Origin of the sequence: Streptomyces smyrnaeus (genome assembly GCF_017676345.1) — a bacterium.
Lineage (GTDB): Bacteria > Actinomycetota > Actinomycetes > Streptomycetales > Streptomycetaceae > Streptomyces > Streptomyces smyrnaeus.
This window is the reverse complement of the sequence record NZ_JAFFZM010000001.1, coordinates 1-17,225: the sequence shown is the minus strand read 5'-3', so window position 1 is coordinate 17,225 and position 17,225 is coordinate 1. Positions and strand designations below refer to the sequence as shown.

Here is a 17,225-nt window from a genome sequence, read left to right as displayed (position 1 = left end):
CCTCGAGCGTCTTGACGATCGCGCCCGCTCGACATCGGCATCGGCACGACGCCCTCTCAGAACGCGGGGCGGCGCCCGCGGACGGGGCTGACCTCCTCCAGGCGCTCCGCGAGGTCGAGGCAGTCAGCGCCGGCCCACCAAGATCATCGTTTGGCGGGCCGGCGCGTCTGTGCCATGCCTCCGCTTCAGATGCGGACCACGATCTTTCCGCGTGTGCGTCCGCGCTCGGCGTGCGCGTGGGCGTCGGCGATCCGCTCCAGAGGGTAGGTCTGTTCGATACGGGGCGTGTAGCGGCCCTGCCGGCCCAGTTCCGCGGTCGCGGACAGGAGGTCGGAATCGTTCTCCGCGTTGACCACATGCGTGCCCAGGCGCTGCCCGCCCGCGTGGTCGGCGACCGTCGCGACGCGCGTCGGGTCGCCCGTGATCGCGACGAGGTCGTCCAGGGAGCCGGAGGCCGCGGTGTCGAGCGCGATGTCGACGCCGTGCGCGGCGAGAGCGGGGAGGCGCTGTGCGATGCCGGGGCCGTAGGTGGTGGGAATGGCGCCGAGAGAGGTGAGGAACTCGTGGTTGCGCTCGCTGGCTGTCCCGATCACGGTGGCACCTTGTGCCACAGCGATCTCGACTGCCGCGCTGCCCACGCCTCCGGCGGCGCCCTCGATGAGAAGGGTGCGCCCCGCGAGGGAGCCGAGCGCGTTCAGGCCACGCATCGCGGTCACGGACGCGAGACCGGCGCCTGCGGCCTGCTCATCGTCCCACGTGTCGGGGGCGTGGGCCCAGGCCGAGAGGATGGTCAGCTCAGCGGTCGCGCCGGTGACACCGCCCAGCCCGAAGACGCGGTCGCCGATGCTCACCCCCCGCACTCCGTCACCGATTTCGTCGACCACGCCGACGGCGTCGCGCCCGGGAATGGCGGGCAGCTCCAGGGGAATCAGCTGGTGCAGGGCGCCGGAGCGCAGCTTCCAGTCGATGGGATTGACACTGGCCGCCGCGACGCGGACACGGATCTCGCCAAGTCCCGGGCGAGGGTCGCGGGCCTGCTCGATCGCCAGGCTCTCCGCTCCGCCGTACTCATGGAAGCGGGCTGCGCGCATAATGTCCTGCCTTACTTTTATAGGTTGAAATAATGGTGTTCATTCGATATCCGTCACTTTGAACCTGACGGCGACGTGAGGTTCAAACCGGCAAGCCGGCTGTCTTCCGGCCAGCGGAGGACGGGTGCGGATCGGTGAGGTTGCCGAGCAGGCGGGCGGCCAACCTGCCCCGACAACCACGATCCCGCCCATCGTCGGAATACCTCTCGCCGAGTCGATGCTCCGGAAGATATCCAGAAGGTTGGTCACCAGCTGGATACCAAGACCGGAGACGGGAGACCTTCGATGACGCAACGGCCACCGCTGCCACCCGACTTGTTCGACGAGCTGTGCCCGTCCTCGCTGCTGCCTTTCCGCTTCGGTGACAAATGGGCACCCATGGTTCTCCGCTGCCTGGACGACGGCCCGCGCAGATACTCCGAACTTCGCGTGCCACTGGGCCGCGTCACCCCGAAGGTGCTCACCCAGTCGCTCCGCGGCCTGGAGCGAGGCGGGTTCGTGTCACGCACGGTGCACGCCGACCCGAAACTCAGGGTCGAGTACGCGCTGACACCGCTGGGCCGCAGCGCGCTGGAGCCGCTGGCCGCCGCGTGCCGATGGGCGACCGAGCACTGGGACGAGCTGCTCGACGCCCGCGAGGGCGGCTCCTCCTCCATCGGCTGACTCGAACGACTGGGCTGCCCGTATCCGCCGCGGGACGGTCGTCGCGGAACCTCTACCGCCCTGCGCTCCCCCCCCGCATCGTTCCCCGCTGAAACGGCCTTCTGCAGGGTGCGACCGCGCCCCACAGCTGCTCCTGCTCTCGCGGATACGCACCCACCTGTGCTCAAGCGTCATCCCCTCACCCCAGGTGCGGGGTTGCGTCACGGGGCGACCGGCACTGTCGCGCCGGCCTGGGCAAGGACGATCCCCTGCGCGGGGTAGGGGCGGGGAGGGTGCTGGCTGCAGGGCTGTACCGGCCGGCTCCGCCCTCCTGTGCGGTCAAGGGGCTCTTGTGACCCCTGTCCGGGAATACCCGTCCACCCGGCCGTGCGTCACTCTCGTCCTGCGGCCCGCATGGAGAGGTATCGGGCCGTACGGTGCCCCGCACGGATGTCGTGCGCCGGGGTGAGCCCCCGTGATGAGTGTCAAGTGCTTCTGCTCAGGAGGGCTCGGCCGGGACGGTGATGCGTGATCGGTGAAGGCCGGCATGCCGAGGTGCAGGCGGCGTCCCGACCAGCTGCGGTCGGCCATCGGCCCGGGCACTGCGCTTGAGGCCCCTGAGCTCGGCCCGGCACCCGTTGCCAATGAGCGAGGTTTCGCCTTTCGCGCCGAAGGCCGGCGTCGGCGCATTCCCCTTTTTCCAGGCGTGCAGCCGTTGTTCGAGCCTGAGTCCGACCAGCACGGATTCGTTGTCGGCCTCCGGATGGCCCGGGGGCGGGCGGCTGCGGAGGCGCGTCGGCGTCACTGTCCTCGGGCGCGGCCGTGGTGTCGCGTCCTTCTCCTGGTCGTCGTCCTCACCACAACTGGCGGGGAGAAGGGGGAGGGCGCCGGGGCAGTCGGGGGCTGACCGTTTTTCTGCGCCGGGGGCATCGGCTGGAGGCAACTGTCTCGGCGGGGCGGCAACCATTTTCGACTCCGCGGCAACTACTCAGCGGCACATTCCTCACGGGCGCCCCTCACGCAGGTACGGATTGGGATGACACGCATGACTGAGCTGCACGGTCGCGGCAAGGCGCGGCAACTGCAGAAAGAAGACGGTGCTGCTGGCAGGGATGCCGCTGGCGCTGGCCGCCACAGGGGCCATGGCCTACGGCACGGCCTTCGGGGTGTTCGGAGAAACGAAGATGGTCCTGGAGAACAGCTACTTCCAGGGTGTGAACAACCCCGTACCTCACCATCGCCAACGACTTCGACGAGGCGAAGCACCAACAGCCGAACGGTCGGCAGGCGGTGGCGCTGCGCACCGCCTGCCGACCGTATCCGTCTGGACGCCCTCATCATCAGCGGCGACCAGGACACCCTCCTCCTCGACACGGCCGCCAAGGAGAAGACGGGCCGGGTATATCTGACCAACTCCTATGTCATCGGCAACACCGACTTCGTCTTCGGCCGTGCCACGGCGGTCATCGACAAGTCCGTCCTGGTGCTGAAGAAGCGCTGGAACGGCACCTCGGCCGGGTACGTCACCGCACCCAGCACGCCCGCCGGCCGCAAGGGCTTCCTCATCACCCGCACCACCGTCGACGGCGACGTGTCCGCCCGGAGCTTCCACCTCGGCCGACCCTGGCACGCGGGCGGTGACGCGCGCCTCGACCCGCAGACCACCGTCCGCGACAGCACCCTCGGCGCGGCCGTCAAGGCCGCCCCCTGGACCGACATGGGCGGCTTCTCCTGGAAGGCATCACCCACACGCCCCTGACCACGGGTGTCATTCGATCTCTCGAAAGGAACGTCATGTCCCTCGTCACTCGCAGGAGAAACGCATGAGCCGCACTCTGCGCAGATCATCCCTCCTCGCGCTGCCCGCCGCCGTCATGCTGACCCTGATGCCGTCGAGCGCGTCCGCCTACCCCAGCCCCGGGAGGGTCACCGGTGATGTCGGCGTCCATGACCCGACCATGCTCCGCGCGCCCGACGGGCGCTACCTGCTCCATTCCACCCACGGCTACCTGGAGTTCCGCACCTCCACCGACCGCGTCGCCTTCGAACGCAACGGCAACGCCTTCTCCTCGCCGCCCGGTTGGTGGTCGCGCTACTCGCCCGAGAACGATCCTTGGGCACCCGACCTCTCCTACCACGGAGGCCGGTACCTGATGTACTACGCCGTCTCCCGCTTCCGCTCCAACACCTCGGCCATCGGCCTCGCCACCTCCACGACCGGGATGCCGGGCAGCTGGAAGGACCAGGGCATCGTCTACTCCTCCACGTCCAGCAGCGACTACAACGCCATCGACCCCGACCTGTTCGTCGACGGCGACGGCAAGTGGTGGCTGGCCTTCGGCTCCCATTGGAGCGGGATCAAGATGATCCGCCTCGACCCGAGGACCGGCAAGCAGCACGAGGGGGACACCACCCGCCACTCGCTCGCCTCGCGCTCCACGGGGGCGAGGGCGGTGGAGGGCCCGACCGTGGTCAAGCGGAACGGGTACTACTACCTTTTCGCCTCGTACGACACCTGCTGCAGCGGCACCGCCTCCACGTACAAGATCAAGGTCGGCCGGGCCACCAGCCCCGTGGGGCCCTACTACGACCGCGACGGCGTCGCGATGAACAACAACGGCGGCACCGTGGTCATGGCCTCACAGGGATCCGTGATCGGCCCCGGCGGGCAGGACATCATGCGCGACGGCGGCGAGGACCTGCTCGTCTACCACTACTACGACGGCAACGACGGCGGTGCACCCAAGCTCGGCATCAACCTGCTGAAGTGGAGCGGCGGCTGGCCCCTCGCCTACTGACCACCGCCCGGCCCCTGCCGTTCCTGGCGCCTTAGGCGCCCCACCGCGCCCGACGCGCCGCGCTGCCGTGCCGTGCGGCGCGGTGCGCAGGCCGGCGGCAGTTCGTCACAGCCTGGTCCGTACGGCGTCGACAGCCTCGGCGTACCGGGCCGCTTTGTCCGCCACCGGGCGCGCACGTTCCAGCCGAGTCCCACCGAGGTCCGCGGAGGCGTGCTCCGGCGGCTTCATGCGGTTGAGCCAGTGCGGTGAATGCGGGACGCGGAGGGTGCCCCGGCCTCGTCATCGGTGCCTCGCGGAGCCCCGTGGCAGCCTTTCGGCGAGTCGGCCCTCTACCTGGCCTCAGACCGCACCCGGGGTGATGCTGCGAGCTGGCTCCAGGCGGACAACGATGCCCTTGGACGTGGGGCAGTTGCTGAAGTCGGCCACGCTGTCCAGCGGCACCAGGACGTTGGTCTCCGGGTAGTAGGACGCGGCGGAGCCGGGGCTGGTGGGATAGCCGACGACCCGGAAGTTCTGCGCGCGGCGCTCCGTCCCGTCGTGCCAGATGCTCACCAGGTCCACCTCGTCCCGGTCGGCCATGCCGAGGTCCTTCAGGTCGGCGGGATTGACGAGGACGACGCGGCGGGCGTTGTGGACGCCGCGGTAGCGGTCGTTCGGGGTGTACCAGACGGTGTTCCACTGGTCGTGTGAGCGCAGGGTCTGCAGCAGCAGGTGTCCTTCGGGAACGTGCGGCATCGTGAACTCGTTGAGGGTGAAGACGGCCTTGCCGCTGGGGGTGGGGAAGACGCCCTGGTTCACCGGGTTGGGCAGCACGAAGCCGCCGGTCCGCGCCAACCGGGCGTTGAAGTCTTCGAAGCCCGGCACGACACGGGAGATCCGGTCGCGGACAGTGCTGTAGTCCTTCTCGAAGTCCTCCCAGGGAAGGGGCGGTGTCGAGCCGAGGGTCTTGTGGGCCGTCCGGCTGATGATCGCCACCTCACTCAGCAGATCCGGGGAGGCGGGCGGCAGCTTCCCCCGGGAAGCGTGGACTTCGCTCATCGAGTCCTCGACGGTGACGAACTGTTCGCCCGTGGCCTGGAAGTCACGGTCGCTGCGACCCAGCGTGGGCAGGATCAGCGCGGTGTCGCCGCACACGGTGTGGGAACGGTTGAGTTTGGTGGAGATGTGCGCGGTGAGGCGGCACTTCCGCATGGCCTCCTCCGTGACCGCGCTGTCCGGCGTGGCCCGTACGAAGTTGCCCGCGACGCCGAGGAAGACCTTGGCGCGTCCCTCGTACATGGCCCGGATGCCGTTCACCGCGTCCAGGCCGTGATGGGTGGGCGGAGTGAAGCCGAACTCACGTTCCAAGGCGTCCAGGAACTCCTGCGGCATCTGCTCCCACACGCCCATGGTCCGGTCGCCCTGGACGTTGCTGTGGCCGCGCACCGGGCAGGCGCCGGTGCCGGGCCTGCCCAGATTGCCGCGCATCATCAGGAAGTTGATGACCTCACGGATGGTCGGCACCCCGTGCTTGTGCTGGGTCAGGCCCATGGCCCAGCAGACGATGATCTTCTTGCTCTTCAGGACCCGGTCGAAGACGGCCTCGATCTCCTCCCGTGGCAACCCCGTCGCCTCAAGGAGGTCCTCCCAGGCAACCTTGCGCGCGTATGCGGCGAAATCGGTGAAGCCCGTCGTGTGGTTCCGGATGAAGTCGTGGTCGAGTACGGTGCCGGGCGCACCGTCCTCGGCCTCCAGCAGCATCCGGTTCAAGGCCTGGAACAGGGCGAGGTCGCCGCCCGCCCGGATGTGCACGAACTGGTCGGCGACAGCGGTACCGCGGCCGATCACGCCACGTGCCTTCTGCGGGTTCTTGAAGCGCATCAACCCGGCCTCGGGCAGCGTGTTGACCGCCACGACCTGACCGCCGTTGCGCTTGGTCTCCTCCAGCGCGGACAGCATCCGCGGGTGGTTGGTGCCCGAGTTCTGGCCGACCACGAAGATCAGGTCGGCGTGGTGGATGTCGTCCAGGGAAACACTGCCCTTGCCGGTGCCCAGTGCTTCCCTCATCGCGAACCCGCTCGACTCGTGGCACATGTTGGAGCAGTCGGGCAGATTGTTGGTGCCGAACGCGCGGGCGAAGAGCTGGAGGAGGAAGGCTGCCTCGTTGCTGAGTCGGCCGGAGACGTAGAACAGGGCTTCGTCGGGGGAGTCGACGAGTTCGGCGGCGAGCAGGCTGAGCGCCTCGTCCCAGCCGATCGGCTCGTAGTGGGTCGCGCCGGGCCGCTTGACCATCGGTTCGGTCAGCCGGCCCTGCTGGTTGAGCCAGTAGTCGGACATCCCGTCCAGCTCGGCGATCGAGTGCTCACGGAAGAAGTCCCGGGTGACCCGCCGTGAGGTGGCCTCGTCGTTGATGTGCTTGGCGCCGTTCTCGCAGTACTCGTTCAGGTGGCGCTTGCCTGGTGCCCCGTCGGGCCAGGCGCAGCCGGGGCAGTCGATGCCTTCGGCCTGGTTGATGTTCAGCAGGGTCAACGCGGTGCGCCGCACCGACGTCTGGCCGAGCGAGTACTCCAAAGCGTGCGTCACAGCGGGAACGCCGGCCGCCCAGGTCTTGGGTGAGGTGACGGACAGGTCGTCGCTCGGGTCCTCGATGCTGCTGCTCATGGTCTGGCCTGCCTCTTTCTGCCTGGTGACCGAGTGGCGGGACGGATTCGCCGATTGCTCGCCTTTTGGCCGCGGGGGCTCCTCGCAGATGGTCTTCGGGTCCGGTCCACGCGCCTTGCGCCCGGCTCGCGGCGAAAGCGCCGCAGCGAGCGCTGTGCGGCCGTGCGGAACGGGTTCGCAGGCCGCCTGGATCACACGTCCCGGGGGGACCCGTGCTCCAAGCAGGCCCGCACCGCCTCGCGCAGACTCAGGACCCGAGGGGTGCTTCGGCCTCGTGGCCGTACTCGCGCATCGCGTCGAGCAGCCAGCGCGCCAGGTAGTCGGCGAACGAGGCCCGCGGCAGCAGCCGGTACGCCGGGGCGCCGGCGACCTGCCACAGCACTACCGGGACGGGACCCACGGTCGTCGATGCCGCCTGCCCGGGGCCGAAGGACCGGGGATGCAGATCCAGTGGGCAGCCCTTCTCCAGCACGTCCCGGGCGGCTGGTCCCCGCAGCTCCAGCGTGGTGCGGTTCGCCGAGACGTCGACGACCGATCCCGCATCCTCGCCGAGCGCCGCGCGCAGCCTGTCGGTGAGTTCTGCGCCGTCCTCCTGGGACAGGACGAGCCACTCGTCGGGACCGAGCCACATCACCGCGTGCGGGCCGGACGCGGTGGTGTCGCCGCAGCGCAGGGGGAGTGGCGTGCCAAGAGCATGCTCGATCCGTACCGCCGCCGCGGAACCCGGGGCGACGCGCACGTCGACCATGGTGAGGAACGGCCATTCGGTCAGGGAGACCCCACTGGCGCCGCTGACGGAGGCGGCCCGCATCGTGTCCTTGAGGTGTTCCAGGGGGCTGCGGCGCAACGTCAGCGGCCCGGTGCCGGTCGGCTCAGCCATCTCGCTTGGTCCCTTCGGGGTCGTAGAGCACGGGTTCGGCGACGGTGACGGGCACCAGTTCCTCGCCCACCGGCGCGAGCACGGTGTCGCCGATGCGGTCGCGCCCGCCGGTCACCAGCCCGAGCGCGAAGGGCCGCCCCAGAGCCGGGCTGTGGTAGCTGGAGGTGACGTGACCGAGCATCGGCACCGGCCCGTCCCCGGGGGTGATGGGCACGCCCTGGGCGACGAGCTGCGCGCCCTCGGGCAGCCGGGTGGTTCCGTCCGCGGGCAGCAGCCCGACGAGGTGCTTGCGGTCGGTGCGGGCGGTGTCGGGCCGGGAGAAGGACCGCTTGCCGACGAAGTCCTTCAGCTTGGAGACCGCCCACGACATGCCCGCGTCGTGCGGCGTCACTGTGCCGTCGGTGTCCTGGCCGACGATGATGTAGCCCTTCTCCGCCCGCAGGACGTGCATCGTCTCGGTGCCGTAGGGAGTGATGCCGTACGGCTGCCCCGCCTCGTGGACCTGCTCCCAGACGGCGAGGCCGTACCAGGACGCGACGTTGATCTCGTACGCCAGCTCGCCCGAGAAGGAGATGCGGCACACGCGGGCGGGGATCCCGCTCGCCAGGGTCGTCTCGCGGAACGCCATGAACGGGAACGCCTCGGCTGACAGGTCGAGCTCGGGCAGCAGTGGCGCCACCACGTCCCGCGCGCGGGGCCCGGCGACGGCGATGGTGGCCCACTGCTCGGTCACGGAGGTGCAGTACACGTCCAGCTCGGGCCACTCGGTCTGCAGCCACTCCTCCAGCCAGTCGAGGACAGCCGCCGCCCCGCCGGTGGTGGTGGTCATGAAATAGCGGTTCTCCTCCAGCCGGAGCGTGACGCCGTCGTCGAAGATCATCCCGTCGGGCTTGCACATCACGCCGTACCGGCCCATGCCGGGCTTGAGCTTCTTGAAGCCGTTGGTGTAGATCCGGTTGAGGAACTCACCGGCGTCCGTGCCCCAGATCTCGATCTTGCCGAGGGTGGTGGCGTCCATCATGCCCACGCCCTCGCGCACCGCCCGGCACTCGCGGGCGACGGCGGTGTCGATGTCCTCGCCGGGGAGCGGGAAGTACCACGGGCGCTTCCACTGGCCGACGTCCTCGAACTCGGCGCCCTGCGCCACGTGCCAGGGGTGGATGGACGTCAGCCGCGCCGGGTCGAACAGCTCGCCCCGCTCGCGCCCGGCCAAGGCGGCGAAGCTCACCGGCGTGTAGGGGGCCCGGTAGGAAGTGGTGCCGAGCTCTCCGGGGGAGGCCGGACCGTCGCTGCCGGCCAGGGCGGCGGCGATCACACCGATCGCGTTGACGCCGGAGGTCTTTCCCTGGTCGTTGGCCGTACCGATGGACGTGTAGCGCTTGACGTGCTCGACACCGCGCATCCCGGCACCCGTGGCCCGCCACACGTCGGCGACGGTCGCGTCGCGCTGCAGATCGACGAAGTGGGTGTCCCAGGTGTGCGGTTCACCGGGACCGGGGACCAGCCACAGCGGGCGTACCGTGTCGGGGTCGTGCTCGGTTCCGGCCTGCGGGGCGGGCTCGTCGCCGGTGGCGAAGCCGGCCGCGGCCGCCGCCGCACTGCCGGCCGCGGCGCCCTCGGCCAGGCAGCCGCCGAGGCCGAAGGTGCCGCCTGCCGCACCGGCGACCTGCTGGTCGCGCACCGTTCCGTCGGGTACGAAGGCCGCTTTCGCCTCGTCCCAGCGCAGCCTGCCCTGACGCTGGCTGTGCAGGTGAACGACCGGGCTCCAGCCACCGGAGACGGCCAGCAGATCGCAGCCGACGGACTCCTCCGCGTCCGTGGGTACGCCGTCCTCGTCGAGCGCGGCGACGGCGCAACCGGTGATCCTTCCGTCCCCCTCGCTCCGGACGACGGCGCTGCCGGTCAGTATGCGCAGCCCCGTCGCCTCGGCGATCTCGCCGGCCCGCTCGGAGAGTTCGGGCCGGGAGTCCACGACGGCGCGGACCTCGATGCCGTGCGCGTGCAGGTCGGCCACGGTGTCGTACGCGCTGTCGTTGGTGGTGGCCACCACGACCCGCGAACCGGGGGCCACCGCGTACCTGTTGACGTAGGTCCGCACAGCCGAGGCCAGCATGATGCCGGGGCGGTCGTTGCCGGAGAACACCAGCGGGCGCTCGTGTGCGCCGGTGGCCAGGACGACGCGGTGGGCGCGGATGTGCCACACCCGCTGCCGCGAGATGCCGGTCGGCGCCTCGTCACCGAGGTGGTCGGTGCGCTTTTCCACGGCGAGGACGTAGTTGTCGTCGTAGGAGCCGAAGGCGGTGGTGCGGCGCAGGAGCACGACCTCGCGGGCGTCCTCCAGGCGGGTGGTCACCTGTGTGATCCAGTCGGCCACCGGTATGCCGTCCACTGTCTCGCCGGACGTGGACAGCAGTGAACCTCCCGGCTCCGGCTGATCGTCGACGAGCATCACTCGCGCCCCGGACCGGGCCGCCGCGTCGGCGGCGGCCAGCCCGGCAGGACCGGCGCCGACGACGAGGACATCGGTGTGCACGAACTTCTTGTCGTAGACGGCCGGGTCCGGAGTGGGGTCGAGCCGGCCCATGCCGGAGAGCGTCTGCGCGCACAGACCGTCGAACAGCTCGACGGTGGTCGCCGGGAGCATCGATTCGGCGCAGCCCGCCAGGGGCAGCCGCACCAGGGCGTTGGGCTCCTCGACACCTGCGGACACGATGCCGCGCGGGCGGCCACGGTAGAGCGAAGGTGCGCTCTCCAGCAGCCCGTTGGCCAGCATGGCGGAGGCGAGGGTGTCGCCGGGGTGGCCGGTCAGCTCGCGGCCGTCGATGGTGAAACGCAGGAGGCGCCCGCGGGCGATGCGGCCGCCGCGCGGCAACCGGTACGCCTGCTCGGGGGGTCCGCTCCGGCCTGTCTGAGCTGTCATCGGGGCGCTCCGGCTTCTTCGCGGGACGGGTGGATGGCGGGGCGGGGTTCGTCCGTGCGGTAGGCGGCCAGCACCTGGTAACTGACCGTGTCCCGCAGTACGTTGAACCAGCGTCGGCAGCCGCCGCTGTGCATCCAGCGCTCGGCGCGGGTGCCCTTGGGGTTGTCGCGGTAGAAGACGTACTCGCCCCACTCATGGTCGTTCAGTTCACCGGGGGCCGCGGGGTAGGGCACGTGGGCCTGGCCGCCGCAGTGGAATTCGGTCTCGTCCCGCGGGCCGCACCATGGGCAGGGGATTTGCAGCATTCGGCGACTCCTCTCAGTGGGCCACGGCGGCGGCGCCGTGCTCGTCGATCAGGGCCCCGGTGGTGAACCGGTCGAGCCCGTAGGGGGCGTTGAGCGGGTGTGGTGCGCCGGTGGCGATGGTGTGGGCGAAGGTGTAGCCGGCTGCCGGAGTGGCCTTGAAGCCACCGGTGCCCCAGCCGCAGGTGACGAAGAGGTTCTCCAGCGGAGCCGGGCCGATCACCGGGGACGCATCCGGAGTGACGTCGACGACGCCGCCCCAGGTGCGCAGCACATGGGCTCGGGCGAAGACCGGGAACAGCTCGACGGCGGCGGCCATCTGGTGCTCGATTACGTGGAAGGATCCGCGCTGCCCGTACCCGGTGTACTGGTCCACGCCCGCGCCCATCACCAGTTCGCCCTTGTGTGCCTGGGAGACGTAGACGTGCACATGGTTGGACATCACCACGGTCGGGTGGACCGGCTCGTGCAGCTCGGAGACGAGCGCTTGCAAAGGGTGGGACTGGATCGGCAGCCGGAAGCCTGCCAGCTCGGCCAGGACGCTGCTGTGTCCCGCGGCCGCGAGCCCGACCCGGCCGGCGTTGATGCGCCCGCGATTGGTCTCGACGCCCACGACGCGATCGCCGTCCTTGACGAAGCCGGTCACCTCGCAGCCCTGGATGAGATCGACGCCCATCTGGTCGCAGCGGCGGGCCAGCGCCCAGGCGACATGGTCGTGCTTGGCGATACCGGCACGCGGCTGGTACGTCGCGCCGAGGACCGGATAGCGGGTGTCGGAGGAGACGTTGAGGATGGGGCAGACCTTGGCGACCTCTTCGGGCTCCAGCCACTGGGAGTCGACACCGTTGAGCCAGTTGGCGTTGACCCTGCGCCTGCTCTCCCGGACGTCCTGAAGGGTGTGCGCGAGGTTGAGCACTCCGCGCTGGCTGAAGAGGAAGTCGTAGTCGAGCTCCTCCGGCCAGGTCTCCCACAGTTTCAGGGCCTTCTCATAGAGGGCTGCGCTCTCGTCCCACAGGTAGTTGGAGCGGATGATGGTGGTGTTGCGGGCCATGTTTCCGCCGGCCAGCCACCCCTTCTCCAGGACGGCGATATTGGTGATGCCGTGTTCCTTGGCGAGGTAGTAGGCGGTGGTCAGGCCGTGCCCGCCGCCCCCGACGATGACGACGTCGTAGCTGTGCTTCGGGTCCGGGTTCCGCCAGAGGAAGTCCGGGTGTTCGGGGAGCCGGGCAGCCGGGTTCGCCTCAGGCGCTGTCATGCCGTCTCCTTCGTCAGCTGGGGGTAGAGGGGGAATGCTTCGGCGAGTTTGGTGACCCGGTCGCGGAGCAGTGCGGCCTCGGCCTCGTCCAGTTCCTCGGCTGTCAGCGTCCGCGCGATGATGTCGGCGACTTCCCGGAACTCGCCGACCCCGAAGCCGCGGGTGGCCAGCGCGGGTGTGCCGATGCGCAGGCCGGAGGAGACCATCGGGGGCCGGGGGTCGAAGGGCACCGCGTTGCGGTTGACGGTGATGCCGATGCTGTGCAGCCGGTCCTCGGCCTGCTGCCCGTCCAGGCGTGAGTTGCGCAGGTCGACCAGGACGAGGTGGACATCGGTGCCGCCGGTCAGGACGGTCGCGCCGGACTCGGAGACATCGTCGGCCAGCAGCCGGCCGGCGAGTGCTCGCGCTCCGGCGAGGGTGCGCTGCTGGCGCTCGCGGAAGTCTTCCGAAGCCGCGATCTTGAATGCCACGGCCTTTGCGGCGATGACGTGCTCCAGCGGGCCGCCCTGCTGGCCGGGGAAGACCGCCGAGTTGATCTTCTTCGCGTACTCCTTCCTGGACAGGATCACGCCACCGCGCGGACCGCCGAGGGTCTTGTGCGTGGTGGTGGTGACGACGTCCGCGTACGGCACCGGGCTGGGGTGCAGCCCGGCGGCGACCAGGCCGGCGAAGTGCGCCATGTCGACCAGGAGGTACGCGCCGACCTCGTCGGCGATCCGGCGGAAGGCCGCGAAGTCCAGCTGCTGCGGGTATGCGGACCAGCCGGCGACGATCATCTTGGGCCGGTGGGCGAGGGCGAGCTGCTCGACCTCGTCCATATCGATCCGCATATCGGACTTGTGGACGTGGTACGGCACCACGTTGTAGAGGCGGCCCGAGAAGTTCAGGCGCATGCCGTGGGTGAGGTGCCCGCCGTGCGCGAGGTCGAGGCCGAGGATCGTGTCCCCGGGCTCCAGCAGCGCGGCCATCGCCGCGGCGTTGGCCTGCGCCCCGGAGTGCGGCTGGACGTTGGCCGCCTCGGCGCCGAAGAGGGCCTTCACCCGGTCGACGGCGAGCCGTTCGACGACGTCGACGTGTTCGCAGCCACCGTAGTACCGCCGGCCCGGGTAGCCCTCCGCGTACTTGTTGGTGAGGACCGAGCCCTGGGCCTCCATCACGGCGGCCGGAGCGAAGTTCTCCGAGGCGATCATCTCCAGCGTGGTCTGCTGACGACGGAGCTCGGCGCCCACTGCGGCAGCGATGTCGGGGTCGAGCTCACCGAGGGAGGCAGCGAGCGGGGGCGTGATCGAGGAGTTCGCGGACAACTGGGCACCATCCTCAAGCCGACTAAAGGACGACTGATATATTAGCTGTGCAGTAAACTATGAGCGTTCCTGAGCCACGTCAAGGGAGTGTGGGGCAGTACGTGTTGACGATGTCCGAGAACGAGGAGCTGTCGCTTGCCGAGCGCGCGTACCGCGCCATCCGGGACAGCCTTGTCATGCTCGATATCCGGCCGGGAGAGCCGATCAACGAGGACCGCCTGGCGCAGGACCTCGGTGTCGGCCGCACGCCGGTACGTGAAGCGCTCAAACGGTTGCAGTACGAGCGACTCATCGCGACCTACCCCCGGCGCGGCACCTTCGCCACCGAGGTCAACATCACCGACCTCGCCCACATCTCCGAGGTGCGCCTGCGGCTGGAGCCGATGGCCGCCGCCCAGGCCGCACGGCGCGCCACCGACCAGGACCGGGTGGCCCTGACGGAGCTGCTGCAGGAACTGGAGAAGGTTCGCTCCGGCCGCTACCAGGCCGATGAGCTGATGCGGCTGGACCTCCAGGTGCACCGCGCGATCTACGCGGCCACGCACAATCCGTATCTGGAGGACACACTCGTCCGTCACGACAACCTGGCCACGCGCATCTGGTGCCTCTTCCTCGACCGGCTGCCAGGCGGCGTGATCGGTCATGTCGAGGAACACCGGCCGCTGCTGCGGGCCATCATCGACGGTCAGCCCGACCAGGCGGACGAACTCGCCAGCCGCCACGTCGAAGGTTTCGAGAAGGCGGTGCGCGCCGCCATCTGAGGCGCCCGCGAGCGAGTCCGGCCGCGGCTCGGCCCCGGTGGTGCGGGCCCGTTGTGCCGCGCCGGGCGGCGCCGCCCGGCACGGCGAGAGGGCCTGCCGGCCGTTCGCCCTGCTCGTGGGGCAGGACGGCCGGCACGCAGGTCGTGGCGGATCAGGTGTTGGCTTCTTCCTTGGCCAGCCTGTCCTGGAGCCAGGTGTGGAATGCGCCGATGTGGTGTTCGCTGGGGACGAGGACACCGCCTGCCGCGTACGCCCGTGAGGACATGCCGGGCTGTGTGCGTTCGCAGGCGTCGAAGTCCTGTTGGTTGACGCGGTGGAAGAGTTCCACGGAGTGCTCCACGTCCTTTCCGCTCTCCACGACGTCGGGGAGGTAGAGCCAGTCGCATTCCACGATGGTGCGGTCGTGCGCCATGGGGTACATGCGGTGGAAGATCACGTGGTCGGGTACGAGGTTGATGAAGACCTGGGGGCGGACGGTGATGGCGTAGTAGCGGCGGTCCTGGTCCTCGGTGACCGTGGGGATCCGGTCCAGCCCTTCGGAGCCGTCGATGGTGAAGCCCTTGGCCTCTTCGGAGAACTCGGCTCCGTGGCCGACGTAGTACTGGGCCGCGAGGCCATCGGCGAACTCCGGTAGGACTTCGGTGAGTTCGGGGTGGATGGTGGCGCAGTGGTAGCACTCCATGAAGTTCTCGATGATCAGCTTCCAGTTGGCCTTGACGTCGTAGGTGATCCTGCGGCCCACCCGGAGCTGTTCGATCCCGTAGTGGTCGATCGCCTCCGCGTCCCCGAGGCGGTCGGTCACGGCGCCGATGACGTCGTCCTCGAAGGAGGGTGGTTCATCGGCGAGGCACACCCATACGTGGCCCAGCCACTCCCGGACATGGACGTTGATCAGGCCGTAGGCGGTGCGGTCGATGTCGGGCATCGAGGTCAGATTCGGGGCAGCGACGAGTTTGCCGTCCAGCCCGTAGGTCCAGGCGTGGTACGGGCACTGGAAGCTGCGCCTGACCTCGCCGGATTCCTGGGTGCACAGCTGCGCTCCGCGGTGTCGGCAGATGTTGAGGAAGGCGCGGACGGAGCCGTCGCGTGCGCGGGTGACGAGCACGCTCTCCCGGCCGACCTGGATGGTGCGGAAGCGGCCCGGCTTGTCCAGTTCGTCGGTGCGGGCGGCGCAGAACCACATGCGTTCGAGGAGGTACTGCTGCTCCCGGGCGAAGTAGGCGGGGTCTGTGTAGTGATCGCCGGACAGCGTGGGGATCAGGCTGGGAGGAAGATCGGTGGAGGTCATCGTGCCAGCTTTCGTCAAGTCGTCAGACGCACACGGCGGTGGCGGGCAAAGGTGAGGGATGGTCTGCGGTGCCGTCGGTGGGGGTCATCGACCGGATGGCGTTACGCGTACGAAGCAGTACCGGGGAGTGCCCCGGGCGGGGACTGCGCGGACTTCGTGTGACAACTGTCGGGCTCCTTAGCGGGCGGGAGCTGCGTTCTCGCCGGAAGCAGTGCGGGACAGAAGTGGCGTCTCGTCCATCCGCGTGGTGCTGGGCCGGGTGGCGCGAGATGCACGGGGAAGTACCGCTCGCAACGGCACGCTGCGAAGCGGTTCGTACGGGCCGTTTGAGCTGATGACGCAGGCCGCGGGCACGGCCAGGAACGCGGATGCGCTCCCGGGCGCGGGAGGCGCTCGGTTGTTCTGTATCGCGCATCATGTTGCGTCTTGAGAGACGGTGCGACAGAGGCGAGTCGGCTGTCAAGAGAAACCGGGGAGTCCGAGGGGTTTCCCGGGATGTGGACACTGCACCTGCAGCGGCCGCCCAACGGCTTGGAAGCGAGCCCTTGCGGCGTCCTCCCCTCGCGGGCAGGTGATCGCCGTGACAGTCGTGCGGCGGGAGATGGCGGCCTCTCGCGACGTGTCGGCACTCCTGATCCATTGCGACTTGACAACGCCCGGAGCCCCCCGGGATTCTGTTGCGCGATACGAAAGCTATTGCGTATTACGGAACAGGCTTCCGGCGTGCCAACTCCCATTGACTCGCCCCTTGTGCCCCCATGGCTTTCCGGTCCCTGCCCCGTCGGGCAGCCGGACTGCCGCCGCTCCGCCTTTCCTGTTCCCCTGTCGGGCAACCGAACCCGGAGGTTTCCATGATCACGGTGTGTCGACTCGAAGACCTGCCCCCCGGTGAATCCGTGCGCATCACGGAAGGGGTGCCGGCTCCTGTTGCGGTGTTCAACGCCGACGGCACGCTGTACGCGATCGACGACACCTGCACCCACCAGGACGCCTCGCTGGCCGACGGGTTTCTGGAGGGCTGCTTCGTCGAGTGCCCGCTGCACGAGGCCTTCTTCGATCTGCGTACCGGGCGCCCCACGTGTCCGCCGGCCAAGAGGCCCGTGCGCACGTATGAGGTCTCCGTGGTTGACGGCTCCATCCAGCTGCACGTCAGCGTGGTGGAACCGGTGTGAGCCTCACCGCCGGGTGCCTCGCCGGCAGGGGATGAGGTCCGTCGGTGACACGAGTGTGCCGGTCCCGGTCGACGGGGTCGGCACACTCATATGCCTGCTACCCGCTGTCCGTTCCCGTCGTTCCCGGTGGCGTGAATCCGGCCTCGGGGCGGGCGGTCACGGCGGCGCCGCG

General features: G+C 69.4%; 12 protein-coding genes and 1 pseudogene. 5 read left to right on the top strand and 8 right to left on the bottom strand.

Going from position 1 to position 17,225, the window contains the following annotated elements:
• Positions 1-185: 185 nt before the first annotated feature.
• Positions 186-1,091, bottom strand: a complete 906-nt coding sequence (locus tag JW613_RS00065; protein WP_209208614.1) for an NADP-dependent oxidoreductase — start codon at positions 1,089-1,091, stop codon at positions 186-188.
• A gap of 285 nt (positions 1,092-1,376) precedes the next feature.
• On the opposite strand from JW613_RS00065, the gene JW613_RS00060 reads away from it, so the two are divergent.
• The 3 genes and pseudogenes from JW613_RS00060 (at position 1,377) to JW613_RS00050 (ending at position 4,531) form a co-directional block, all read left to right on the top strand.
• Positions 1,377-1,754: a winged helix-turn-helix transcriptional regulator gene (locus tag JW613_RS00060; protein WP_209208613.1), complete on the top strand. Its 378-nt coding sequence runs from the start codon at positions 1,377-1,379 to the stop codon at positions 1,752-1,754.
• Positions 1,755-2,963: 1,209 nt separating this feature from the next.
• Positions 2,964-3,471 (top strand): annotated as a pseudogene (locus tag JW613_RS00055) (pectinesterase family protein); the annotation flags it as partial.
• Positions 3,472-3,556: 85 nt separating this feature from the next.
• A complete protein-coding gene (locus tag JW613_RS00050; protein ID WP_209208612.1) occupies positions 3,557-4,531 on the top strand; it encodes an arabinan endo-1,5-alpha-L-arabinosidase in 975 nt (324 codons plus the stop codon).
• 339 nt (positions 4,532-4,870) lie between these two features.
• Here the strand turns inward: JW613_RS00050 and JW613_RS00045 are convergent, their stop codons facing one another.
• The 6 genes from JW613_RS00045 to glyA all read right to left on the bottom strand — a co-directional run bounded on the left by JW613_RS00045 (position 4,871) and on the right by glyA (position 13,832).
• A complete protein-coding gene (locus JW613_RS00045) occupies positions 4,871-7,171 on the bottom strand; it encodes an FdhF/YdeP family oxidoreductase (RefSeq protein ID WP_209208611.1) in 2,301 nt (766 codons plus the stop codon).
• Positions 7,172-7,418: 247 nt separating this feature from the next.
• Positions 7,419-8,051, bottom strand: a complete 633-nt coding sequence (locus JW613_RS00040; protein ID WP_209208610.1) for a sarcosine oxidase subunit gamma — start codon at positions 8,049-8,051, stop codon at positions 7,419-7,421.
• Positions 8,044-10,971 (bottom strand): sarcosine oxidase subunit alpha family protein, encoded by a 2,928-nt coding sequence (locus tag JW613_RS00035; RefSeq protein WP_209208609.1) that lies wholly within the window; start codon positions 10,969-10,971, stop codon positions 8,044-8,046. The genes JW613_RS00040 and JW613_RS00035 overlap by 8 nt, the downstream gene beginning before the upstream one ends.
• Positions 10,968-11,276: a sarcosine oxidase subunit delta gene (locus JW613_RS00030; RefSeq protein WP_209208608.1), complete on the bottom strand. Its 309-nt coding sequence runs from the start codon at positions 11,274-11,276 to the stop codon at positions 10,968-10,970. Before JW613_RS00030 ends, JW613_RS00035 begins: the two co-directional genes overlap by 4 nt.
• 13 nt (positions 11,277-11,289) lie before the next feature.
• Positions 11,290-12,528, bottom strand: a complete 1,239-nt coding sequence (locus JW613_RS00025) for a sarcosine oxidase subunit beta family protein (protein ID WP_209208607.1) — start codon at positions 12,526-12,528, stop codon at positions 11,290-11,292.
• A complete protein-coding gene (gene glyA / locus JW613_RS00020) occupies positions 12,525-13,832 on the bottom strand; it encodes a serine hydroxymethyltransferase (protein ID WP_209208606.1) in 1,308 nt (435 codons plus the stop codon). The genes JW613_RS00025 and glyA overlap by 4 nt, the downstream gene beginning before the upstream one ends.
• 110 nt (positions 13,833-13,942) lie before the next feature.
• On the opposite strand from glyA, the gene JW613_RS00015 reads away from it, so the two are divergent.
• A complete protein-coding gene (locus tag JW613_RS00015) occupies positions 13,943-14,593 on the top strand; it encodes a GntR family transcriptional regulator (RefSeq protein ID WP_099885641.1) in 651 nt (216 codons plus the stop codon).
• A gap of 151 nt (positions 14,594-14,744) precedes the next feature.
• On the opposite strand, the gene JW613_RS00010 is transcribed toward JW613_RS00015, so the two are convergent.
• Positions 14,745-15,881: an aromatic ring-hydroxylating oxygenase subunit alpha gene (locus JW613_RS00010; protein ID WP_209208605.1), complete on the bottom strand. Its 1,137-nt coding sequence runs from the start codon at positions 15,879-15,881 to the stop codon at positions 14,745-14,747.
• An 851-nt stretch (positions 15,882-16,732) separates the two neighbouring features.
• On the opposite strand from JW613_RS00010, the gene JW613_RS00005 reads away from it, so the two are divergent.
• A complete protein-coding gene (locus JW613_RS00005; RefSeq protein WP_209208604.1) occupies positions 16,733-17,053 on the top strand; it encodes a bifunctional 3-phenylpropionate/cinnamic acid dioxygenase ferredoxin subunit in 321 nt (106 codons plus the stop codon).
• The last annotated feature ends 172 nt before the right edge of the window (positions 17,054-17,225 follow it).